This is a genomic window from Nitratireductor soli (genome assembly GCF_001050155.1).
Classification (GTDB): domain Bacteria; phylum Pseudomonadota; class Alphaproteobacteria; order Rhizobiales; family Rhizobiaceae; genus Nitratireductor; species Nitratireductor soli.
Map to the genome: position 1 here is coordinate 1 of NZ_LFVY01000020.1, position 21752 is coordinate 21752.

General features: G+C 64.5%; 19 protein-coding genes, 1 tRNA gene and 1 pseudogene. 9 read left to right on the forward strand and 12 right to left on the reverse strand.

Going from position 1 to position 21752, the window contains the following annotated elements; genetic code table 11:
• Window positions 1–86 precede the first annotated feature (86 nt).
• Window positions 87–220, forward strand: a pseudogene (locus tag AB843_RS25745) (transposase); the annotation flags it as partial.
• Window positions 221–285: 65 nt separating this feature from the next.
• Here AB843_RS25745 and AB843_RS21270 read toward each other — a convergent pair.
• From AB843_RS21270 to AB843_RS21280, 3 genes are all read right to left on the reverse strand, one after another.
• Entirely contained in the window at window positions 286–2994 is a 2709-nt protein-coding gene (locus tag AB843_RS21270; RefSeq protein ID WP_048648920.1) for an autotransporter family protein, read from the reverse strand.
• A 580-nt stretch (window positions 2995–3574) separates the two neighbouring features.
• Window positions 3575–3877, reverse strand: coding sequence for a hypothetical protein (locus AB843_RS21275; RefSeq protein WP_157384570.1), 303 nt, complete (start codon window positions 3875–3877; stop codon window positions 3575–3577).
• Window positions 3878–4157: 280 nt separating this feature from the next.
• Window positions 4158–4231: transfer RNA gene (locus AB843_RS21280), tRNA-Gln, on the reverse strand.
• 173 nt (window positions 4232–4404) lie between these two features.
• Here AB843_RS21280 and AB843_RS21285 point away from each other — a divergent pair.
• Genes AB843_RS21285 through AB843_RS21295 form a run of 3 tightly spaced genes read left to right on the forward strand, consistent with a single transcriptional unit; the run spans window position 4405 to window position 7552 of the window.
• On the forward strand, window positions 4405–5772 hold the full coding sequence (locus AB843_RS21285; RefSeq protein WP_082143939.1) for a Ppx/GppA phosphatase family protein: 1368 nt from the start codon (window positions 4405–4407) through the stop codon (window positions 5770–5772).
• Window positions 5769–6515 (forward strand): RlmE family RNA methyltransferase, encoded by a 747-nt coding sequence (locus AB843_RS21290; protein ID WP_048649024.1) that lies wholly within the window; start codon window positions 5769–5771, stop codon window positions 6513–6515. The genes AB843_RS21285 and AB843_RS21290 overlap by 4 nt, the downstream gene beginning before the upstream one ends.
• Window positions 6516–6556: 41 nt before the next feature.
• Window positions 6557–7552 (forward strand): glycosyltransferase family 90 protein, encoded by a 996-nt coding sequence (locus AB843_RS21295; protein WP_244468055.1) that lies wholly within the window; start codon window positions 6557–6559, stop codon window positions 7550–7552.
• A 111-nt stretch (window positions 7553–7663) separates the two neighbouring features.
• Here AB843_RS21295 and AB843_RS21300 read toward each other — a convergent pair whose 3' ends face one another.
• Window positions 7664–9082, reverse strand: coding sequence for a DHA2 family efflux MFS transporter permease subunit (locus AB843_RS21300; RefSeq protein WP_048648922.1), 1419 nt, complete (start codon window positions 9080–9082; stop codon window positions 7664–7666).
• Window positions 9083–9375: 293 nt separating this feature from the next.
• Between AB843_RS21300 and guaB the strand changes: the two genes are divergently transcribed.
• The 3 genes from guaB (at window position 9376) to AB843_RS21315 (ending at window position 12155) form a co-directional block, all read left to right on the forward strand.
• Complete coding sequence (guaB, locus tag AB843_RS21305; RefSeq protein WP_048648923.1) at window positions 9376–10878, forward strand: IMP dehydrogenase; 1503 nt, start codon at window positions 9376–9378, stop codon at window positions 10876–10878.
• Between the two features lie 225 nt (window positions 10879–11103).
• On the forward strand, window positions 11104–11397 hold the full coding sequence (locus AB843_RS21310) for an HlyU family transcriptional regulator (RefSeq protein ID WP_048648924.1): 294 nt from the start codon (window positions 11104–11106) through the stop codon (window positions 11395–11397).
• An 80-nt stretch (window positions 11398–11477) separates the two neighbouring features.
• On the forward strand, window positions 11478–12155 hold the full coding sequence (locus AB843_RS21315) for a DUF599 domain-containing protein (protein WP_048648925.1): 678 nt from the start codon (window positions 11478–11480) through the stop codon (window positions 12153–12155).
• Window positions 12156–12181: 26 nt separating this feature from the next.
• On the opposite strand, the gene AB843_RS21320 is transcribed toward AB843_RS21315, so the two are convergent.
• Entirely contained in the window at window positions 12182–12799 is a 618-nt protein-coding gene (locus AB843_RS21320) for a TetR/AcrR family transcriptional regulator (RefSeq protein ID WP_048648926.1), read from the reverse strand.
• A gap of 128 nt (window positions 12800–12927) precedes the next feature.
• On the opposite strand from AB843_RS21320, the gene AB843_RS21325 reads away from it, so the two are divergent.
• Window positions 12928–13353, forward strand: coding sequence for a VOC family protein (locus tag AB843_RS21325; RefSeq protein WP_048648927.1), 426 nt, complete (start codon window positions 12928–12930; stop codon window positions 13351–13353).
• A 47-nt stretch (window positions 13354–13400) separates the two neighbouring features.
• On the opposite strand, the gene AB843_RS21330 is transcribed toward AB843_RS21325, so the two are convergent.
• The 6 genes from AB843_RS21330 to AB843_RS21355 all read right to left on the reverse strand — a co-directional run bounded on the left by AB843_RS21330 (window position 13401) and on the right by AB843_RS21355 (window position 18491).
• Window positions 13401–13835, reverse strand: coding sequence for an FKBP-type peptidyl-prolyl cis-trans isomerase (locus AB843_RS21330; protein ID WP_048648928.1), 435 nt, complete (start codon window positions 13833–13835; stop codon window positions 13401–13403).
• 319 nt (window positions 13836–14154) lie between these two features.
• Window positions 14155–14568, reverse strand: coding sequence for a VOC family protein (locus AB843_RS21335; RefSeq protein ID WP_048648929.1), 414 nt, complete (start codon window positions 14566–14568; stop codon window positions 14155–14157).
• Window positions 14569–14697: 129 nt separating this feature from the next.
• Window positions 14698–16248, reverse strand: coding sequence for an MFS transporter (locus tag AB843_RS21340; protein WP_048648930.1), 1551 nt, complete (start codon window positions 16246–16248; stop codon window positions 14698–14700).
• Window positions 16249–16386: 138 nt separating this feature from the next.
• Window positions 16387–16761 (reverse strand): YciI family protein, encoded by a 375-nt coding sequence (locus AB843_RS21345; RefSeq protein WP_048648931.1) that lies wholly within the window; start codon window positions 16759–16761, stop codon window positions 16387–16389.
• Window positions 16762–16854: 93 nt separating this feature from the next.
• Window positions 16855–18108, reverse strand: coding sequence for an RNA polymerase sigma factor (locus AB843_RS21350; RefSeq protein WP_048648932.1), 1254 nt, complete (start codon window positions 18106–18108; stop codon window positions 16855–16857).
• The gene (locus AB843_RS21355) at window positions 18105–18491 is read right to left on the reverse strand and encodes a YciI family protein (protein ID WP_048649026.1); all 387 of its coding nucleotides are present in this window, start codon (window positions 18489–18491) and stop codon (window positions 18105–18107) included. The genes AB843_RS21350 and AB843_RS21355 overlap by 4 nt, the downstream gene beginning before the upstream one ends.
• Before the next feature lie 183 nt (window positions 18492–18674).
• Here AB843_RS21355 and AB843_RS21360 point away from each other — a divergent pair, with 183 nt between their 5' ends.
• Window positions 18675–19379: an orotate phosphoribosyltransferase gene (locus AB843_RS21360; protein ID WP_048648933.1), complete on the forward strand. Its 705-nt coding sequence runs from the start codon at window positions 18675–18677 to the stop codon at window positions 19377–19379.
• 172 nt (window positions 19380–19551) lie between these two features.
• On the opposite strand, the gene AB843_RS21365 is transcribed toward AB843_RS21360, so the two are convergent.
• Window positions 19552–21570 carry an OmpA family protein gene (locus tag AB843_RS21365; protein WP_048648934.1) on the reverse strand — a complete coding sequence of 673 codons (2019 nt, stop codon included), beginning with the start codon at window positions 21568–21570 and terminating at the stop codon, window positions 19552–19554.
• Window positions 21571–21752 lie beyond the last annotated feature (182 nt).

Genomic DNA, 21752 nt, shown 5'->3' on the forward strand with positions numbered 1-21752 from the left:
GAATGGGTACATTCAGGGGAGCAGGTCAATCTGAATGCGACATGCATTGGCTTTCTGGCGGGCTTTCCTTAAGGAGGAAGTTCGCTTTGAAGACGAGACGGCATTCGACTGAGCAGATTGTGGCTGCTCTCAAGCAGGTCGAGATGGGGTGCCCGTCGCTGACCTGATCCGCCAACTCGGCATATCCGAGATGACGTTGTATCGCTCGAAGAAGCAGTTCAATTGTGCGAGAACAGTTTCGATAAAAAGTTCTCCGTGCTCACTTATCTGCCGGCTGTCTGCGCATCACCATTTAATACTGAGGCCGATATTACCTTCGAAGATGCGGGCCTTCTCGCCGCCGAGATTGGTCGTGTAATCCGCTGTCGCAAACACGCTGGCATTCTCGCTCAGCTTTGCGATCATGCCGCCCCCGAACTCCAGCGACGTCCCATCGATCTCTGTCGCGATCGGGTCGCTACCGAAGCGGATTGTCTGCTCGGACGAGAAGTTGTGCCAGAGGTTGGCCTTGACGTAGGGCTGAATGAGACCGGCACTGGTCTGGTAACTGCCCTGCAACCGGAAGCCCAAGCGACCAGTGACAGTATCATCCGTATCGAAGGAGACCGACGAGAAGCTGTCCGCGGAATCGTCCAGCGAAAGGTGCTGCCAGATGATTTGGCCTTGTGGTTCGAGCGTCCATTGATCGGTCAGGGCGAACGGATAGCCGCCTTCGAGTGAAGCGGTGATGCCGGTGCCGTCGATATCGATGCTCTCGCCTGAACTCGACGATGCATCGCCACTGAACCAGGTCCCCATCAACACGGCATCGACATACCAGCCCCGCGGTCCGATATGCGTCCAGTAGCCGCCGAAGCTCGTGCCGCCGAGATCGATCTCGCCGACGGCGAGATCGTTCCAGCCCAGCGCCTGGCCCTTCACGCTGCCATCCATATTGGCATGGCCGATGAAGAAGCCGACGCGGTCGAAATGGCCATTGTCGGTTTCGCGGCCGAACACGTCCTGTCCGACCTGGAAGCCAAAGAGATTGCCGTCGAAACTCGGGGCGACGGTGCCGTCCCACTTCATCTCGGCGTCCTGCCCGAAGACCCGGCCCCATGTCGTCGGTAGCCAGCCTCCCCCGTGGAGAAGGATCTGCTCGCCGCGGCGCTCGTGGAAAGTCCCGAGAGTCGAAAGCGCCACATGATGCGCGATCGGCGGCGCGACCGCGTAGGTCGGAACCTCAACGCGATAGAGGGGCACGACATCGGCAACGACGCGCGTGGCTCCTGGCGTCGGTGGCGTGGACGTTTCATCGACCGGAATGGGCGCTGGATCAGATGGCGGAGCCGGCGGTGGTGCCGGAGGGTCGGCCGGTTCTGCCGGTGGCGGTGCCGGTGGCGCATCCGGCTCAGGATCGCCAACATCGACCGGCGGAGTGGGATCGGCCGGTTCGGTCGTCTCATCTCCTTCGGACGGTAATGGAGCGCTCGGCAGCCCGGAAGGTGGGGGTGGCGGCGCAACTTCGGGCTCTTCCGGTTCGGGAGCGGGAGGAGAGGGCTCCACCGGGTCCGGTGCAGCCGCCACTTCTGAATTGGGGAGAATCGTCGAACGCAGATACCAATTGTCGGCGCTGCCTGCGGAGACACCCCCCTTGAACAGATAATACTCGTATGCGCCGGCGGCGACGCGGCTGTTGAGCGCGAAAGCGCCGCTTTGCGTAGTCGCGCCGTTGAGGGCTTCGACGACCATGATGCCGTCCTGTGCCGTCAAGGCGCCCGAGCCGCCGGCATTGATGATGTTCATGCCCGTTGTGCCCGACGCAGCGCCGCTATCGATCACCAGTTTGTCGGAGGCGGAGGAATCGTCGCCAAGAACGGTGTCAAGAAAGATCTGCCCGCCGTTACCAGTGTAATTGCCGGAAATCGTGAACGTGTCCGAAGTGCTGGCGCCGCCATTGGTAAGGTCGATCCGGCCGGAATTGACCACATCGGCAAGCTGGCCTGCGGTAAAGGCGGCAATCCCGCCATTGGCTCCACCGCCATAGATCGTGCTGGCGGAATCGACTGTGAGTATCCCGGTGCCGGTTCCACTGTCGCCGAGCACCAGAGTGTCGTCGAAGGTGAGCTGGGTGTCGTTGGTGAGGTCGACCGTCTCCCAGCCGTCGAAGCGGGCAACATCGCCTGTCTTCACATTGTCGAAGGTGAGGGCATCCGTGCCGAGCCCACCGGTGATTTGCGGTGTTGCCCCGATATTGGCCTCGGTGAGGTTGCTGAGCGATGCAATGTCGTCGTCCCCGCCAAGATCGATCGCACCATAGATGATGCCGCCGCCATCCCAGGCGAAGGTGTCGTTGCCGACGCTCATACGGACTTCGCCGCCGATCGTGCCTCCGGTCACGCTAACGCTGTCGTCGCCACCGCTGACGCTGATATTGCCGCCAATCGTACCGCCGGAAAGTTCGATCGTGTCATTGCCGAAACCGGCGACGAGATTCTTGTCGATCGTGCCGCCGGACATGATGAAGACATTGTCAGCAAGCTTCAGATTTACACGGCCTATGCGTCCGCCGGTCATCTCGGCGTAATCGCCATCGTCGAAGGCATCGACAATGCGCCCTCCCGACATGAAGAAAGTATCGAAATGGCCCCCCTGGTTGAGGGAGCCGATTTGGCCGCCAGTCATGATGAAATCGTCGACGCCATCGCCCTGCTGGACGTTGCCCGTGATCTCGCCCGAATGAATTTCGACGGTGTCGACGCCGGGGCCAAAAGTGACATTGCCGTCGATCGTGCCCGTGCCACCGGCAGGCATGGTCAGCGCGTTATCGCCATTCAGGTCGAGGACATCGCCTGCATGTATTCCGCTATCGCAGACGAATGTGTCATTCCCGGGTGTGGGAACAATGGTGCAAGCTGCAAATGCAGAACTGGAAGAAAGATAGAAAACTCCTGAAATCAATGCGGTGCCGGACAAAAGGAGCCTGGTCCGGATAACGGTGGTACGATGCCGCATCGCCCTCCCTCTCTTATGCAAATGTTCAGCTCGCGCGCTGAAAAATGAAATCCCTCCAAGCCCCGACAGAACAAATGCACGTTAAAAGTCTCGTGGCAATCTCAAAATTGACACGGTTTCGCCATTTTTCACCTCGTGTGGCAATATCGCGCCGCCGCGCTGTGAACATGCTTTATCAACTGTTGATTGTTGAGCTTTCCTCCCCGCCGAGGGCCTCATCAATCAATCTGTCGATATCCTGCATTATCTATCGGAATACAGCTCATCTCGGGAACGCCGTCGTGCAACGAGGAAGCTCTGGTCTGGAGTATTTCCGCTTTTCTCCGAGTCACGGACTGCTCCATCTCTTTGTCTTTGCGCAATTCCGGACGGAGAACCGGTTCCCACTTTTCCTGGAATTGCTCAAGATTGCCCCGGAGTTTCTCGCTCGCATCCCGCCTCTCGGATGGTTGGCCCTCCCTGATGGGGCAGGCCGCTTGTCGTATGTCCGAACGCAGTCGTCGCCATCTTTGAAATGTTCGAGATGAAAGCGGGGGACATGGTGTTCTTTCTTTGCTCTCTTTCCCGCTGTTGCGCCTCCTCACCGCGCGTCAGCTTCATATAGAATGGCGTCGTATCGATTGACGGTTTCCTCGACCCACGGAATCTTGCGCGAGGCTGTAGTTCGCCATTCCCGTAATTGGTTGAGCGTCTTATCCCGATCCACGCGGCCGGCGGCGGTGACTTGCTTCTTACAATCCTCTGCCATCTGCATGACCTTCAGTGCGGCATCGCGCTGGTCATTGAGCACTTTGACCATGTCGTCGCACATTTCCGGATTGACGCCGCACACCTGCGCGTAGCGGCGGGTTAAGCGAGGCATGGCGGCATTGATGATGTCCATCGCCCGGCCGGCTTCGCTCGACACCTCAGCGGCGAGCGTGAATGCCTCTGCCTTTCAGTTGCTTCGGTGCATTCCCGCGTCGCTGCCGAATCCAATCAGCGCGGGCAGCCACCATATGAAATCCACGTTCCGTCCTCTGAAGCCCTTTGAACGATCATGACATATGGAGAGGACGGGGGCGACGTTCCCTAGAGATTCACCTGTGTTGGTTCCCTGGAATAGCCTGCGCCGCGAGATTGAGGTTCCGATAGGAAATTGATTTTATTGGATAATATAGGAGTGGCTGGGGAACCTGGATTCGAACCAGGACTAACGGAGTCAGAGTCCGTGGGTCTACCGTTAACCTATTCCCCAACAGCGCGGCTCGGGCCGCGTGAACACGCTATTTAGCGATCCGCCCCTTATAGTCAAGTGTGCTTCGAAATTCAAATCCTCGGTCACATCGGCGCCGGTGGACGAGCGCCTGTGTGCGCAACACCCCACTTGGTGAAATCCCGCGAGGCTGATACGCTGCCGGCAACGCAAAGATGTTGGGCTGCCTGCAGCGTCCGAAAGGCTCGCGCGGCGGCAAAGGAAAAGCGGTGGACAACCACGACAACGGCGATGTTTCGCCGGTTGCGAGGGGCATTCAGGGTGCAGCGTCGGATGGGGGCCTCGGCTTCGACGAACGGCCATCCGGTCCCTCCGCACGTCCGGACGCGGCGGCAGCCTCGTCCGGCGACGAGACGGTGCGCCCGCGCAAGCGCAAACGCCGCAAGCGGCGCAAGCGCAAGGTCTATCTGCGCGGCCCCCAGGACGCGGTGGCGGCAGGCGCGGCGGCGGGCGGCGGGCAGGCCGCACAGCCCAGCAAGCCCGCCATCCAGCGCGATCAGGTGCCTGTCGACGATGGCGCGCGGCTGAGCTATGCCGCGCTTGATCTGGGCACCAACAATTGCCGCCTGCTGGTCGCCATTCCCACCCGCCCCGGTAATTTTCGCGTCGTCGATGCCTTTTCGCGCATCGTCCGCCTGGGCGAGGGGCTGTCGGCCGAGGGGCGCTTGAGCGAGGCGGCGATGGACCGGGCAGTGGCGGCACTGCAGATCTGCGCCGACAAACTTGGCCAGCGCAAACCCAAGCGCATGCGCCTGATCGCCACGGAAGCCTGCCGCTCGGCGGAAAACGGCGCTGATTTCATTGCCCGCGTCGAGAGCGAAACGGGCCTGGCGCTGGAAATCATCGACCGCCAGACCGAGGCGCGGCTCGCCGTTGCCGGCTGCGGCACGCTGGTCGAGCGTGGCACGGAGGGCGTCGTGCTGTTCGACATCGGCGGCGGGTCGTCGGAAATCGCCCTGGTCGATATTTCGCGCCATCGCACGCCGCGCCTGGCCGATCACATCGTCTCGTGGACCTCGCTGCCGGTCGGTGTGGTCTCGCTGGCCGAACGCTTTGGCGGTCATCATGTCACGCGCGAGAGCTTTGCCGCGATGATCGACGCGGTCTCCGAAATGCTGGCCCGCTTCGACGATGGCGGCCGCCTGACCGAGATCGCCGCCGGCGGGCGCTTTCACCTGATCGGCACGTCGGGCACGGTGACCACGCTGGCCGGCGTTCATCTCGGCCTGACCCGCTATGACCGCCGCCGCGTCGATGGATTGTGGATGGAGCGCGACAATGTCGACCGGATGATCGACACGCTGCTGTCCTGGGATTTCGAGCAGCGCAAGGCCAATCCGTGCATCGGCGCCGATCGCGCCGATCTGGTCCTGGCCGGCTGCGCCATTCTCGAGGCGATCCGCCGCCGCTGGCCCTCGGAGCGCCTGCGGGTCGCCGACCGGGGCCTGCGCGAGGGGATGTTGAGCGAGATGATGGCGGCCGATGGCGTGTGGCGCCGACGGCGGATGGGGCGCGGCGCATGACGAAGAAGCCGGTCAACAAGGGTGGCGGCGCCCGCGCGCTGAAGACGCGGGTCAAGAAGAAGCGTGGCCTGAAGAATTCCTCGCGCCGCTGGCTCGAACGGCATCTGAACGACCCCTATGTGCATCGGGCGCAGGCCGAGGGCATGCGCTCGCGCGCCGCCTACAAACTGGTCGAGATCGATGACCGGCACAAGATCCTGGCGCCGGGAATGCTCGTCATCGACCTGGGGGCGGCGCCCGGCGGCTGGTGCCAGATCGCCGCCGAACGGGTGAAGTCGACGCCTGAGAAGCCGCTGGTGGTGGGCATCGACTATCTGGGGATGGACCCGGTTCCCGGTGCCATCGTCCTGGAGATGGATTTTCTCGCCGACGATGCACCGGCCAGGCTTCTGGAGACACTCGGCGACGCGCCGGACGTGGTCCTGTCCGACATGGCCGCGCCGACCACCGGGCATCGCCGCACGGACCATATGCGCACCATGCATCTGTGCGAGGCGGCCGCCGAATTCGCCGTCTCGGTGTTGAAGCCGGGCGGCCATTTCCTGGCCAAGACCTTTCAGGGCGGTACGGAAGCCGGCCTGCTCGATGGATTGAAACGGAATTTCCGTTCCGTCCATCACGTCAAGCCGCCGGCCTCGCGCGGCGAATCCGTCGAGCTCTATCTTCTGGCCAAGGGTTTCAAGGGCAGGCCGGAGGCAGGTGAACCGGAAGAGAGCGGCGGGCAGGATGCCGACGACGTGTAGTGCATTGGCCGGAAAGCCGCGACCGGTCTGAGGGGGCAGCCATGCTGAAGGGGGGCATGTCCATGTGGGACCGCTTGCAGAGCCCGGCGCGGCGGGTCGCCTATTATGCCGGTGCGATCGGCCGCGAAGCTTTGCCTTACGGGTACTGGCAGGCGCGCTGGCGCCGGCTTCTGGCCGAAATCCGGCGCGATGGCCTCGATCCTGATCTTGCCGAGCGCCTCGGTTACTACAACAAGCTTGTCGGGCATGCGTCGATCGACGGCGCGCCGCGCCTCGGCGAGATATCGCGCCGGCAAAGCTATTACTATTACGATCTGCGTCAGTTCACCCTGGCTTTCGACCAGGATCTGCGCCTGGCCTATGAGTTCGGCGACATCACGAAGGTGCCGGCCATGCCGGCGGTCGTCAAAAGCCGGCCGATCGCCGGCGCCAACGAAAATGCGGTCATCATGAAACTCGACCGGCTGCGCCATTTCCGCTGGCCTCAAGACGGCCTGTCGTTTGAGGAAAAAACCCCGCGGGCGGTCTGGCGCGGCGTTCTGCACACCGAGGCGCGTAGGCGTTTGGTCAGTCTCTATCCGGGCCATGCGCGTCACGATATCGGTCATATTGGCGCCAGTTTCGGTCAGATCGCTCCCAAGGGGCATCTATCCATCCGGCAGCAACTCGAAAGCCGCTACATCGTCTCGCTCGAGGGCAATGACGTCGCCACCAATCTGAAATGGATCATGGCGTCGAATTCGCTCTGCCTGATGCCGCGGCCACGCTACGAGACGTGGTTCATGGAGGGTGCGCTGGTTCCCGGCCGGCATTACGTGGAGCTGCGCGAGGACCTGAGCGATCTCGATCAGACGGTCGACCATTTCGAGCAGCATCCGGACGAGGCGCGCGCGATCATCGCCGCAGCGCATGCACATGTCGCCCGCTTCGGCGATCGTCGGCGCGAAGAACTGATCTCGCTCCTGGTGCTGCAAAGATACTTTGAATGCACCGGGCAATTGGCGCCGGCGCCGGCTGCCGCCGCTGAAACGAACTAGAGAATTTCCATTTTTATCCGAGTCACAGGAATGCTCTATCTCATTGTTTTTCCGCAATTCCGGACGGAAAACCGGTTCCCACTTTTCCTGGAATTGCTTTAGCCGGCAAAGCTACTCTGCCACCTGGGTCTGTCCGTCGCCGGCTTCCAGCCGGCCGCGGCGATGGCCGGAAACCGTGCTGCCGGCCTCTGGCGGCAGGGTGAAGAAGGGGATGGCGGCCAGGGCGGAAAGCAGTGCGACGATCAGAAACGCGTTGACGAAGGCGTCGAGGCCGAGGGCTGCCCCGGTGACGGCCGTCGTCGCCTCCAGAATGCCGCCGCCGACGGCGACGCCGAGCGCGATGCTGATCTGTTGGCTGGCAGCGGCGATGCTCGAGGCCTGGCTGGCCTCACGGTCGCTGATCTCGGCGAAGACGAGGGCGTTCGACGAGGTGAAGAACAGCGAGCGTAACAGGCCCGAGGCGATCAGCACGACGATGATGACGGCGTGCGGCGTGGCCGGCGTGAACAAGGCGTTGACCGCGATGCTCACCGCGCCAAGCAGCGCGGCGAGAATGAGCACCGGCCGGAAGCCGCCGAGGCGCAGCGCAGTGCTGGCGATGAACTTCATGGCGATGGCGCCGAAGGCCGAGGCGAAGGTCAGCAGGCCCGATTGGAACGGTGTCAGCCCGAACACCACCTGGAACATCAGCGGCAGCAGGAACGGCACGGCGCCGACGCCGATGCGAAACAGCGAGCCGCCGATGATGGCGGCGCGAAATGCCCGGTTGGAGAAAAGGCCCAGATCGAGGATGGGCCGTGGCGTGCGGCGCGCATGGCGAACATAGAGAACGGCCGCGATGAGGCCGATCAGAACGGTGATGACGCCGACGATCGGCGGCAGCGCCGGCAGGCTGATGACCGACAGGCCGAAAACCAGGCCCGATGCGGCGATGCTCGACAGGAGGAAGCCGACGGTGTCGAGCCTGCCGCGCTCATCCGAGGTGAACTCCGGCAGGACACGGCCTGACAGGACGATGCCGATGAGGCCGATCGGCACGTTGATCAGGAAAATCCAGTGCCAGGAGAAATAGGTGGTGATGAAGCCGCCGAGCGGCGGACCGGCGACCGGGCCGATCAGCGCCGGCACGGAAAGCCAGGCCATCGCCGTGACCAGCTGGTTGCGCGGCGTGGCGCGCACCAGGACGAGGCGGCCGACCGGCGTCATCATGGCCCCGCCCATGCCTTGCAGGAAGCGCGACAGGACGAAGGCGCCAAGCGAATCGGAGAAGGCGCAGGCCACCGAGCCGATGACGAACACGCCGATGGCCGTGCGAAAGACGCGCTTGGCGCCAAAACGATCGGCCATGAAGCCGCTGACGGGAATGAAGATCGCCAGCGCCACCAGATAGGTGGTCAGCGCCAGTTTCAGCGTCACCGGGCTGGTGCCCATATCGGCGGCGATCGCCGGCAGCGAGGTGGCGATGACGGTCGAATCCATCTGCTCCATGAAGAGCGCGACGGCGAGGATAAGCGGCAGGGTGCGGTTCAAGGCTGTTCTTCGTTTTTAGCCGGAGCCGGCAACAGGCCGGAAGAGCTGTATCGGCGGTTCGGGCTTTAGCATGGGAGGCCTGGCTTGTACTGTGGCAGTCTTTGCGGGGCATTGGTGCTGAATGCGTCGCCATGGCGAGACAAACCACGCGCATAAGAGGCCATTTCGCCTTTTCAACGTGGCGCCAACGTGGTACCAGCCAGCGCCAATCCTGAAAGGGAATCATGAAGTCGAGGCCGTGCTTCCAAAAAAAGCAGCGGGGCCGCGCATCCTCTCATCTTCAAGGGTCGGCAATGGCAAAGATCATCGAGACAGCAACCGGCGCCGAGGCGCTTACCTTCGACGACGTGCTCCTGCAGCCGGGACATTCGGAGGTCATGCCGGGCCAGACCGATGTGCGCACGCGCATCGCCGGCGACATCGAGTTGAACATCCCGATCCTGTCGGCGGCGATGGACACCGTCACCGAATCGCGCCTGGCCATCGCCATGGCGCAGGCCGGCGGCGTCGGCGTCATTCACCGCAACCTTTCGCCCGCCGAACAGGCCGAGGAAGTGCGCCAGGTGAAGAAGTTCGAATCGGGCATGGTGGTGAACCCGATCACCATCGGTCCCGACGCGACGCTGGCCGAGGCGCACGCGCTGATGCGGGCGCATGGCATTTCCGGCATTCCGGTGGTCGAGAACGGCGGCGCCGGCGGCCACACGACCGGCCGGCTGGCCGGCATCCTGACCAACCGCGATGTGCGTTTCGCCTCCGACCCCGACCAGCCGGTGCGCGAATTGATGACCCACCAGAACCTGATCACCGTCAGTGACGGCGTGGCGCAGGACGAGGCCAAGCGGCTTCTGCACCAGCATCGCATCGAGAAGCTGCTGGTGGTCGACGAGGCCGGCAATTGCGTCGGCCTGATCACCGTCAAGGACATCGAGAAGTCGCAGCTCAACCCGCACGCGGCCAAGGACGCGCAGGGCAGGCTCCGTGCGGCGGCGGCCACCAGCGTCGGCGATGACGGCTTCGAGCGCGCCGAACGGCTGATCGACGCCGGCGTCGATCTGTTGGTGATCGACACGGCGCACGGTCATTCGCAGCGCGTGCTCGATGCGGTGACCCGCGCCAAGAAACTCTCCAACGCCGTGCGCATCATCGCGGGCAATGTGGCCACCGCCGACGGCACCAAGGCGCTGATCGACGCCGGTGCCGACGCGGTGAAGATCGGCATCGGGCCGGGCTCCATCTGCACGACACGCATCGTCGCCGGCGTCGGCGTGCCGCAGCTTTCGGCCATCATGTCTGCGATGGAGACGGCCGAGAAGGCCGGCATCTCGCTGATTGCCGATGGCGGCATCAAGTATTCGGGCGACCTGGCCAAGGCGCTCGCCGCCGGCGCGGCGGCGGCCATGGTCGGCTCGCTGCTGGCCGGCACGGATGAAAGCCCGGGCGAGGTGTATCTGCACCAGGGCCGCTCGTTCAAGGCCTATCGCGGCATGGGTTCCGTTGGCGCAATGGCGCGCGGCTCGGCCGACCGCTATTTCCAGGCGGAAGTGCGCGACACGCTGAAACTGGTGCCCGAAGGCATCGAGGGGCAGGTGCCCTACAAGGGGCCGACCGCCGGCGTTCTGCACCAGCTGACCGGCGGCCTGAAGGCGGCGATGGGGTATGTCGGCGCGGCCAACCTGGCCGACTTCCGCGACAAGGCGACCTTCGTGCGCATTTCCGGCGCGGGCCTGCGCGAGAGCCACGCCCACGACGTGACGATCACGCGCGAAAGCCCGAATTATCCCGGAGGTGGCTAAGGGCCGGCAAAGGACGAGTGGGCCTTGCGCGGCTTCTTCGTGTCAGCCGCGCGGTGTAGGACGCGGCCAACCGTCGTAGGATCCAGCAATGGCATCGGACGCGTCCATCCAGGCGCTGCACAAGGACGCTCCATCGACTTGCTCTTCCGCGTTTATGCGGACGTCAGGTGATTCCACCTGACGGCAGAAACTGCTATAAGCCACGGTAATCATGGGAGTAAGCGCATGTCATTCTTGAAACGGCTCTTCGGCGGCGCGGACGGCGGCGGGCAGGCGGGTGCCGGCAAGCCGGTCGGCGAGGCTGTCGAGCACAAGGGATTCACCATCCAGCCGACGCCGTTCGCCGAGGGCGGGCAGTACCAGACCTGTGCCATGATATCCAAGGATATGGACGGTGGGCGCAAGGAGCACAGGCTTGTGCGCGCCGACCGGTTTCCGAGCGCCGAGCTTGCCGCCGACCAGGCCGTGCGCAAGGGACGGCAGGTGATCGACGAGCAGGGCGAGGCGATCTTCGATTGAGCCGCAGGCGGTGAGGTTCACCAGCCTCCCGCCGGGCCGGCCTGCGAGACCGCGCAACAGGACAGAGGGAACGACCCATCGTGACGCTCGCAGCCTCCCTGTTTCCTCTGCTGTGCTGGCTGTCCTATGCGGTTTTTGCCGGCTGGCTCGAGCGGCGGCGACCATCCCTGTCGATCATCATGGGCGCGCAGCGCAAGCGCTGGGTGCGCAATGCGGTGCGCCGCGACACGCCGCTCGACGCGATCCTGTCGGGCAATCTGATGAGCGCGGTGTCGTTCTTCGCTTCGACCACGGTGCTGATCATCCTGGCGGTCATCGCTGTCCTGGGGCAGGTCGATTCCGTGGTGGATGCGGTTTCGGTGATGCAGCCCGAACTCGACCTCACCAAGGCGGCGGTGGAGCGCCACATCATCATCTTCCTGATCATGTTCGTCATGGCGTTCATGGCGTTCACCCTGTCGCTGCGCCAGTTCAACCATTTCTGCATCATGCTCGGGGCAGCCGACCATGCGGATGAGGCGGACCAGGAAGAGATCTTCATCATGGCGGCGCTCAACACGCTTGCCGCGCGCAATTTCAACCATGGGATACGGGTCTACTACTTTGCCATCGCCATGATCGCCTGGTTCGTTTCCATCTGGGCGGGGATCATCGTGAGCGTGCTCGTCTTCGGCTCGATCCTGTATCGCGAATTCTTTTCGGCCGCGCGCGAGCTCGTCGCAGGGCTGAAGCAGGATGTGCCCAAGCCGCGCGGGTGATCGCGGCGCATTCTTCTCCGACAAACTCAATCCCTGCCGTTGGTCCCGCTATCCGGTTCGGCCAGGCCCGCGATCAATCCGGCCAGGGCGCGGCGGCAGGCATCCGCATCGGCACCGGCCTCGATGGACAACGCGGCCCGGTCGAAAGCAGCCGCCAGAAGGCTGGTCAGCGGGTCGAGCGGCAGGCGGCGTACCGTGCCGGCGCGCATGGCGGCAGCCAGGCCTTCGCGGAGGGTTCTGTTGCCGTGGCGGTTGTCGATCTCGTCCATCAGCGCGCGTCCCAGGACCGCGGGTCCATCGAGGAGCAGGAGCCGGGTGCGGCCGGGCTCGGCCATTGCCGCCAGATAGGCGTTGCCGCCGTCGATGAGCGCGTCGATGGGCGAGGCGGCGGTGCCCGATCCCTGCTCGACCTGTGCCGCCACCTTCTCCGCCTCGCGTTCGGCCACCGCCTGGAGCAGAGCCTGCTTGTCGGCGAAATGATGATACAGCGCGCCGCGCGTCAGGCCGGCCATCCTGACGATCTCAGGCGTCCCGGTTTCGGCATAGGATTTCTCGACGAAAAGACGCCGTGCCGCCTCGATCAGTTTCTCGCGGGTTTCCTCTGTCCGTTCACGGTTGGAACGGCGGGCAGATTCCTGTTGCATACATGCAGCCTGTATGTTAGTTGAATTTACGTACAGGCTGCATGTATAAATCAGTTCTGCAGAAAAGGAAAACCCGTTCGTCACGCCGGCTCTGATCGGAGCCTCTCAGCACCAGGGAAAGGTAAATCATGAAAAGCACGAGCTATTATCCAGTCATCATGACCGACAAGGTCGCGGAAACCGCGGCGTTCTACTGCACGCATTTTCGTTTTCAGCCGCTGTTCGAGGCCGATTGGTATGTGCATTTGCAGTCGAGCGAGAACCCGGGTGTCAACCTGGCGGTGATGGATGGAACGCATGAAACCATTCCTGCGGCAGGGCGTGGGCGCGTTTCGGGCCTGATCCTGAACTTCGAGGTGGACGACCCGGATGGAGAGTATGAGCGCGCTGTCGCGGCCGGCCTGCCGATCCTGCAGGAATTGCGCGACGAGGCGTTCGGCCAGCGGCATTTCATCACCGCCGACCCCAGTGGCGTGCTGATCGACATCATCAAGCCGATTCCGCCATCGGCGGAGTTCGCCGCCCAGTACGCGCCGGAAGCAACGCCCGAGTAACGGGCCCTGGCCGGGCTGCCCGCAGACGGGCGGCCCGGCATCGTTGTTCAGCCGCCGACGATTTCGACGATCTCGACGTCGAAAACCAGGTCGCGCCCGGCGAGCGGGTGATTGGCGTCGACGGTCACCTCCTGGTCGGTCAGATCGACCACGGTCAGGGCGATTTCGCCGCCGTCCGGCGTGGTCGCCTGCAGGCTGGCGCCCAGCGCCAGTTCCAGCTCCGGCGGCAAGGCCGAGCGCGGAACGATCTGGACCTGGGCTTCGTCGCGCGGGCCGTAGGCTTCGTCGGCGGGAATGGTCAGGGTGTCGCTGTCGCCGACCGCCATGCCCTCCACCTGACGGTCGAGGCCGGGAATGATCTGGCCGCTGCCGACCTGAAACTCCAGCGGTTCGCGGCCGGCGGACGAATCGAACTCAGTTCCGTCGGCCAGTTTGCCCGTATAATGGATGCGCACGACATCGCCGCTCTTGATCTGGCTCATGTCTGTCTCTCAATCGCTTGTGTCGGAAGATAGTGGCGCAGGCAGTCCTGCAAGCGCCGATGAAAAGGGTTTGCCGCGCTGCTGCGCCCCTTTCGCCGAAACCTATCGCATTTCGCAGTCAGGTAAAATCACCTGACATCCGCATAAATGCGAATCTCGCATGAAAACGGCCGGAAAATCCCGCTTTCGCGAGATTCTCCGGCCGCAGCGACGATCTTCGTCGGCCCTCGGGCTGGGGAGCGCTTGGGGGAGCCGGATCGTCGCAGCCCTCACGGCGCGAGTGCATGCGGGCAACGCACGCGAGGGTCTCGTTCGGGCGTCATTTTCCGACGATCGCCCATTTCACGCCAAAGGGGTCGCGCACCTCGCCATAGCGGTCGCCCCAGAACATCTTCTCCAGCGGCATGACGACCTCGACACCCGAGCCGACCGCACGCGCCCACCAGCCATCGACGTCGTCGACCGCCAGCGTCAGGGTGAAGCCCTGGTGCTTTTGCAGCGGCTGGCCGTATTCGGGATAGGGATCGCACAGCATGACCGAGCCGCCATGAATATGCAGGTGGATGTGCATGGTGCGGCCCTGATCGTCACTCGGCTGGCGGTAGACCTCGCGCGCGGCGAAAGCCTGTTCATAGAACGCGGCCGCCTTGGAGGCGCCGCCGACCATCAGATAGGGGACGACCCCGCCCAGCACCGGCGGCATTTCCTGAACGGCGGTTTCGACATCTGACATTGTTCTTCTCCTTTTTGCCCAGCCCGTTTGTCGGGCCTTGTCATGAGGACGAACGAGCCCCCCGCGATCCGACAGCTGTGCTGTTTTTGTGTGGGCATGTGCCTGCCCCTGCCGGCCGCCGGCGACATTTCAACCGGCGGCGGCGTGGACATCGCCATCCGGGCTGGGCGTGCCGACCTCGCGCAGCATCAGCGTGACCAGCAGCGCTGTGGCCAGAGCAATGACGGCGCAGACCGACGCTGCTACGACCAGGCCATCGGAAAACGCCCCCTGCGCGCCTTCGATCAACGCCGCGCCAGCCACCAGCGGCAGATCTGCGGCCACGGTCAGCGCGCCGCCCAGCGTGTCGCGGGCGGTGGCCGCAACATCGGCGGGAATCCCGCGCGCTGCCTGTTCCATGCCTGTCCGATAGGCGGCGGTCACCACGCTGCCGAGCACGGCAATGCCCAGCGCGCCGCCGAGTTCGGTACAGGTTTCGGCGATGGCCGAGGCCGCGCCGGCGCGCTCCGCCGAAACCGTGCCGACCACGAGATCGGTGGTGAGGGTGAAGACCGGCGCCAGCCCGAGAGAGAACACGGTGAAAGCGGCGATCATGACCACCAGGTCCGCATTGGCGGCGGCCCAGGCAACGCAGACGAAACCGGCAGCGGCGAGGATCAGGCCAAGCGCCATCACAAGCGGTGGGCGAATGCTGGCGGTCAGCATCGACGTCAGCATGGAGCCGACGATGAAGGCAAGGCTGGACGGCAGCGACCACAGGCCCGCCTGGAGCGGTGTCAGGCCGAGCACGAGCTGGAGAAACTGCGCGATGAACAGGAACGAGCCGAAGGCGATGAAGAAGGCGAACAGGTTGACCAGCAGCGAAGCGCTGAAGGCGGGGCGGCGGAACAGGCTGAGATCGATCAAAGGATCGGCGAGCTTTTTCTGGCGAAGGACGAAAACGAGGCCCAGCACGGCACCCAGGGCGATGGCGCCGCCGGCCAGCGGCGAGAGGCCATGTTCGGCGCTGTGCTTGATGCCGTAGATGACGGAGAGGATCGCCACCAGGGACAGGAGGGCGCTGACGATGTCGAGCCTGCCGGCATCCGGATCACGGAATTCCGGCAGCAGGAAGGGGCCGACCAGAAGCAGGAGGATCATGACCGGCACGGCGATGAGGAACACCGAACCCCACCAGAAATAGCCGAGCAGAAAGCCGCCGACCAGCGGGCCGATGGCGGCACCGGCGGAGAAGCTGGAGATCCACACACCGATCGCAAATGTGCGTTCGCGCGGATCGTGAAACATGTTGCGCAGGAGGGACAATGTCGAGGGGGCGAGCGTCGCGGCTGCCAAACCGAGCAGGGCACGGGCGGCGATCAGCATCGCCGGCGTCGTGGAAAAGGCCGCCAGGATGGAGGCGAGACCGAAGGCGACGGCACCGATCATCAGCAGCTTGCGCCGGCCTATCCGATCTCCCAGCGTGCCCATGGTGATGAGTGAGCCGGCGATGAGGAAACCGTAGATGTCGACGATCCACAAAAGCTGGGCGCCGGTCGGCTTGAGCGCGGCGCTCAGATGCGGAATGGCGAGATTGAGAACCGTCATGTCCATGGAGTAGAGCAGACACGGCAGGGCGAGCACTGCGAGGCCGATCCATTCGCGTCGGCCGGCGCGGGCTGTTTCAACGGGGGCGTTCATGACGATCCTCTGTCTGTGCCACGGTGCGCGATCCTGCGCCGTGACGGTCAAGATAACGGGGTAAAGCGGCGCACGGTCGCGCGAGGCCAAATGCACAATCGCACAGTCCTCCTGACAGCATTCTGTCAGGACGCGGAATCAGGAGGCGATTGCGTTTGGCGCCTCGGAGATGCCGGTGACGGCGCGCAACTCCACCGTGCCGTAGGCGGCACAGGGGATTTTTCCGGCGACATCGATGGCGTCCTGCAAATCCTTCGCCTCGATCAGGATGAAGCCCATCAGCTGTTCCTTCGTTTCGGCGTGCGGGCCGTCCAGGGCGACCACCTTGCCGCCGCGGCTGCGCAGATGCAGCGCTTCGGAAGGCGAGCGCAGGGCATGGGCGACGACCATGTGGCCGGACGCCGCCAGCACCTCGTCATAGGCGAGCGATTCCCGGATGAGCTGCGACATCTCCTGTTCAGGCAGGGCGTCCAGCGTGGCTTCGTTGAGATGGATCAGACAGACAAAACGCATTGCTTTCTCCTATGTTCATGCGGCGCGGGGGTGCGCCGATACCCGGAGGACGCGCTGCAGATCAAGCGGCCGACATTTTTTCTTTGATGAATTTCAGGAGACGCGGGTTTTTTCCGAAAGCTTGTCGAGATGCATGCGGATGTGGGCTGCTTCGGCCGGCGTGCGGGCAAGGGAGATGGCGCGGTCGAAGGCTTCGCGGGCATCCTCGCTGCGGCCGGCCTCGCTCAGGAAAGCGCCGCGCACGCCGTGAAAATAGAAATAGCCCGACAGACGTTCGGCCAGCGGGGCGAGCAGGTCGAGCGCGGCTTCGACGCCGCGCGTCTTGGCAACCGCCACCGAACGGTTGAGCGTGATGACAGGAGAAGGCTGCAGACGCTCGAGCGTCTGGTAGAGAAGGTCGATCTCCTGCCAGTCCGTGTCCTCAGGACGCGCGGCGCGGGCGTGCAGGGCGGCAATGGCCGCCTGGACCTGGTAGGGGCCGGGACGGCGGTGGCGCAACGCCTTGTCGACCAGCGCGAGCCCTTCGTCGATCAGCGGGCGCTTCCACAGGCTGCGGTCCTGGTCTTCGAGGAGCACGGCATTGCCATCGGCATCCATGCGCGCTGCGGTGCGCGCATGCTGCAGGATCATCAGCGCGAGAAGGCCCATGATTTCCGGCTCGGCGGGAAACAGCCTGAGCAGGAGCCGCATCAGGCGGATCGCCTCGTCGCACAGCGAGGCGCGCACGACGCTGTCGCCGCTGGAGGCCGAATAGCCCTCGTTGAAGACCAGATAGAGCATGGCGGCGACCGCGCCGAGGCGCTCGGCGCGTTCGGCCGCATCGGGAGCGGCGAACGGCACATTGGCCTCGGCGACGCGGCGCTTGGCGCGGGTGATGCGCTGCTCCATGGCCTTTTCGCCGACCAGGAAGGCGCTGGCGATCTCCGGCACGGTGAGGCCGGAGACGATGCGCAGCGCCAGCGCCACCTGCTGGGTGGCCGGCAGGTCCGGATGGCAGCAGACGAACATCAGGCGCAGGATATCGTCGCGGTAGTGGGCGTCGTCGAGCCGTTCGGCCATGTCCGTCTCGACATCGTCCAGATCGGAGATCTTGTCTTCGGGCGGCAATGCGGTGTTGCGGCTGTCGCGCCGCACATGGTCGAGGGCGGCGTTGCGGCCAACGAAGATCAGCCAGGCGGCGGGGTCGCGCGGCGGCCCCTTCACCGGCCAATGCTTCATGGCGCGCAGGCAGGCTTCCTGAAAGGCTTCCTGAGCCCGGTCGAGATCGCGGAAATAGCGCAGCAGCGCGCCCATCGCCTGCGGGCGGGCGCCGGTCAATGCCGCTTCGATCCAGGCCGGGTCCGTCATGATGCCAGCGTTTCCTTTCCAGACAGGACGCCCTTCTCGAAAATGCGTATCGGGCGGATTTCGAAGGTGACGCTTTCGCCTTCCTTCAGCCGCTTGGCGAATTCGATGACCTCGTCGAGACTGTCGCAATCGACCATATAGAAGCCGAGCAATTGTTCCTTGGTCTCGGCGAACGGGCCGTCGAGGACGATCTGCTCGTTGCCGGAGACGCGAATGGTCGTGGCGGCGGAGGTTGGAACCAGGCGCACCGCCGGCCCCATGCGTCCCTGGTCGATCATGCCCTGCTGGACGCGGCGGCGCTTTGCCAGAACCGCGTCGTCCTCGGCCTTCGACCAGGAGGTGACGACGTCTTCATCGTGGTAGCACAGAAGAGCGTAGAGCATTCCGGTTCCTTTCATGAATGGAAGACGCGCGACCATGCCGCAATCCGACAGCCACCGTCGAGAATTTTTTCCATGCAAGGGCATGTCCGCAAACGCGCCATCCACGGGAATATAGCGAAGAAAACTTCCTCAAGGCGCACAATCCTGATAGCTGGAAGCCGCGTCACAAACCGAGGGCCAGCCATGTTCGCCAACACTTTTCCCGACCGCGCCTTGATCGCCGAAACCGTGGCCAGGATGTTGCTCGAGATCAAGGCGGTGCATTTCCGCGCCGACGAGCCGTACACCTTCACCTCGGGGCTCAAAAGCCCGGTGTATATCGACTGCCGCAAGCTGATCTCCTATCCGCGCATCCGCTCGGCGGTGATCGACTTCGCAGCTTCCGTGGTGCTGCGCGATGCGGGTTTTGAAAAATTCGATGCGGTGGCGGGCGGCGAGACGGCGGGCATTCCGTATGCCGCCTGGCTTTCCGACCGGCTGGCCCTGCCGATGCTTTATGTGCGCAAGAAACCGAAGGGTTTTGGCCGCGATGCGCAGATCGAGGGGCATTTGAAGGATGGCGCGCGGCTGCTTCTGGTGGAGGATCTGACCACCGATGGCGGCAGCAAGGTCAAGTTCGCCGAGGCGATCCGCAAGGCCGGCGCCGAGGTGACCGACACGTTCGCCGTGTTCTACTACGATATTTTCCCCGAAACACCGAAGCGGCTCGAGGACGCCGGCATGAAGCTGCACTATCTGACCACCTGGTGGGATGTGCTGGCGGTGGCGCGCAAGGAAAAGCTGTTCGACGACAACACGCTGGCCGAGGTGGAGAAATTCCTCAACGCGCCGCTGCCCTGGTCGGCGGCCAATGGCGGGATTTCGGCGCTGGGCCAGACGGCTGACTGAGACCTCTCGAGCATCGGCGCAACGGATCGCCGGCTTGCAGGCAGAACCCGGCCGGAGGAGGGAACTTCCGGCCGGGCTCCTTCCGCTTTCCCAAAACGCGGGCACCAAGCGGAATCCTGCCGGCTGGAGCGTCGCTCTGGTTCGCTCCAGCCGGTCCTGATGCGGCGCCGGCTCAGTTCGCGCTGGCGACCGGCGCGACAAGCGGCGTGATGCGGCGCAGCGCGACGCGGCGGTTCTCCCGCTCGCGCTCCTCGGTGTCGATCTTCAGATAGCGCTCGCCGTAGCCCTGGGTCACCAGGTTCTCCGGCGGGATGGCGAAGACATCGGTCAGGGCGCGGGCGACCGATTCAGCACGCCGGTCGGACAAGGCGAGGTTCGCAAGATCCGAGCCGACCGCGTCGGTGTGGCCTTCGATGAGGAAGGTTTCCGCCGGGTTGTCCTGCAGCATGCGCTCGATGGCGCCGGCGATCGATTCAAGCTCGTCGATCTCGCTCTCCTCGATATCCGCCGAGCCGAAGGCGAACTCGATCGTATCGAGATCGATGCGGCGAACCATGTCGCGGACGCGCGCCGAGCGCTTGACCTCTTCCAGGGAGTAGATGCGGCGCACCGATTCGACCGGCGGCTGCTGCAGGAAGGTGTAATAGCGGTCGGGATCGTCGGTCAGTTCGGCCTCCAGGATGTAGTCGCTGACCGGAATGGTCAGGCGCAGCGGCGGCAGGTCGCGGCCCGGATCGCGCCAGCGGGCCTCGCCGTCGAGACGGTCGTCGGGAACGAAGACCAGCACCCGCTCGTGCCCGTCCGGGGCCACCCGCACACGACGGATGATGTCGCCATAGCGGTTGCGCACCGTGATCAGGCGCACGCCGTCGGGGCGGATCACCACCTCGCGCACGCGGCCGCGCGGCAGTTCCTCGTAATAGACCTCGTCGTCGTCGCGTATCATGCGGTCGCTGTCGGGACTGTCGACGAAGATCTGGTTGTTGATCTCGATGATGGTGCGATTGTCGTTGAACTCCCTGACGACCTCCGTGCCTTCGTGGCGTTGACGCAGATCGCGGCGGCGTTCGCGGCGCTCCTCACGTGTGGCGCCCATCTCGATGCGCTGGCCCTCCTCGCGGACGATGTCGCGAATCTCGTTCTTCAAGGTTTCCGGATCGATGGTTTCGGCCTGCGCCTCGGCATCGGTCTCGGGCGGTGGAGCAGCGGGTTCTTCGGCCGCCGGCGCCGGTGCGGCATCTGCCGGAGCATCCTCGCCATCGGCGGGTTGCGCCGTTCCCTCGGCTCCGCTCTCCTTCTGGCTGTCGAGGACCGGGGCGGCGTTTTCAGGCAGCGCTTCGCCGGCCGGTTCCCCGGCTTCTGCATCGGGTTCCCGCGGGGCCTCGGTCGCCGGTTCGTCCGCCGGAGTTTCGGCATTGGCGGGCGGCGGCTCGTCGGCATCGGGTTGCGGAGCGCGCTCAGGGGCAGGTTCGGGCGTCGGGACGGTTTCTTCGGCGGGTGCCTCTTCCGCCTCCGGCGCTGCTGGCGGTGTCTCTTGTGGCTGCTCGGCCTCTGGCGGTGGTGCCGCCTCGGGGGCCGGTTGCCCGGCAGCGGGAGCATCGGATTGACCCTCGGGCGCAGCTTCAGGTTCAGGCGTTTCGGCCTCCGGGGCTTCTATTTGGGGCTGCTCAGGCGCCGCCTCCCCGGAGGCGGGCTCCCCATCGGGCTGCTCGGCGGCTGGCGCTTCCTGCTCCTCAGGCTTTGCCGGAGCTTCAGCCTCTGGTGCTTCAGGCGCCGGCGCATCTTCGGCCGCAGGCGGTTCTGGCGCGGCTTCGGGCTCGGCCTGGGGTTCGGCCGGCTGCTCGGCCTGTGGCGGGGGCGCTTCCTGCTGCACTTCCGGCTGCACTTCCGGCACTGGGGCCGGCTCGGGGGCCGGCTCAGGCTCGGACGTGGGGGCAGGGGCAGATTCGGGCGCGGGGGCTTCTGCCTCCGGCGTTATCGGTTCCTCGCCCTGTGCCTCGCCTTCGCCCTGGCGCTTCTTCAACAGGGCACGCCAAGCCTCCTCGGTCATGCCTTCCGGCTTCTCGTCCGCCTGGGCGAGGATGATGCGGGCCGGCTGCGCCGTTGCGGGCGCCGGCGCGAGCACCAGGGGCGCTGCGGCAAGCAACAGGCCGAGCGCGGTGTTGGTCATCATCCGCTGTCGCGTGTTCATAAGGTTTTCTCCTCGTAAGGGTGTCCCATCGACGGCTTAACCGGCCAGGAGGCTCATGGTTCCGCTTTCGGTCCCACCCGGGCGACGATTGATACCCAGGCGTGCAGAAAGATGACGCGGCGGCGGGCGAGGCGCGGCGCGATGCGCCGGCAAGCGGCTTGACGGGCGGCCGCCGGCGGGCG

Bases quoted from the DNA above. Each gene is read 5' to 3' on its own strand.
- AB843_RS21365 (WP_048648934.1), bottom strand. From the start codon at position 21,570: ATGAACACGCGACAGCGGATGATGACCAACACCGCGCTCGGCCTGTTG.
- AB843_RS21330 (WP_048648928.1), bottom strand. From the start codon at position 13,835: ATGAGCCAGATCAAGAGCGGCGATGTCGTGCGCATCCATTATACGGGC.
- AB843_RS21310 (WP_048648924.1), top strand. From the start codon at position 11,104: ATGTCATTCTTGAAACGGCTCTTCGGCGGCGCGGACGGCGGCGGGCAG.
- AB843_RS21360 (WP_048648933.1), top strand. From the start codon at position 18,675: ATGTTCGCCAACACTTTTCCCGACCGCGCCTTGATCGCCGAAACCGTG.
- AB843_RS21345 (WP_048648931.1), bottom strand. From the start codon at position 16,761: ATGCGTTTTGTCTGTCTGATCCATCTCAACGAAGCCACGCTGGACGCC.
- AB843_RS21350 (WP_048648932.1), bottom strand. From the start codon at position 18,108: ATGACGGACCCGGCCTGGATCGAAGCGGCATTGACCGGCGCCCGCCCG.
- AB843_RS21295 (WP_244468055.1), top strand. From the start codon at position 6,557: ATGCTGAAGGGGGGCATGTCCATGTGGGACCGCTTGCAGAGCCCGGCG.
- AB843_RS21320 (WP_048648926.1), bottom strand. From the start codon at position 12,799: ATGCAACAGGAATCTGCCCGCCGTTCCAACCGTGAACGGACAGAGGAA.
- AB843_RS21270 (WP_048648920.1), bottom strand. From the start codon at position 2,994: ATGCGGCATCGTACCACCGTTATCCGGACCAGGCTCCTTTTGTCCGGC.
- AB843_RS21355 (WP_048649026.1), bottom strand. From the start codon at position 18,491: ATGCTCTACGCTCTTCTGTGCTACCACGATGAAGACGTCGTCACCTCC.
- guaB (WP_048648923.1), top strand. From the start codon at position 9,376: ATGGCAAAGATCATCGAGACAGCAACCGGCGCCGAGGCGCTTACCTTC.
- AB843_RS21285 (WP_082143939.1), top strand. From the start codon at position 4,405: ATGTTGGGCTGCCTGCAGCGTCCGAAAGGCTCGCGCGGCGGCAAAGGA.
- AB843_RS21290 (WP_048649024.1), top strand. From the start codon at position 5,769: ATGACGAAGAAGCCGGTCAACAAGGGTGGCGGCGCCCGCGCGCTGAAG.
- AB843_RS21275 (WP_157384570.1), bottom strand. From the start codon at position 3,877: ATGGACATCATCAATGCCGCCATGCCTCGCTTAACCCGCCGCTACGCG.
- AB843_RS21335 (WP_048648929.1), bottom strand. From the start codon at position 14,568: ATGTCAGATGTCGAAACCGCCGTTCAGGAAATGCCGCCGGTGCTGGGC.
- AB843_RS21325 (WP_048648927.1), top strand. From the start codon at position 12,928: ATGAAAAGCACGAGCTATTATCCAGTCATCATGACCGACAAGGTCGCG.
- AB843_RS21340 (WP_048648930.1), bottom strand. From the start codon at position 16,248: ATGAACGCCCCCGTTGAAACAGCCCGCGCCGGCCGACGCGAATGGATC.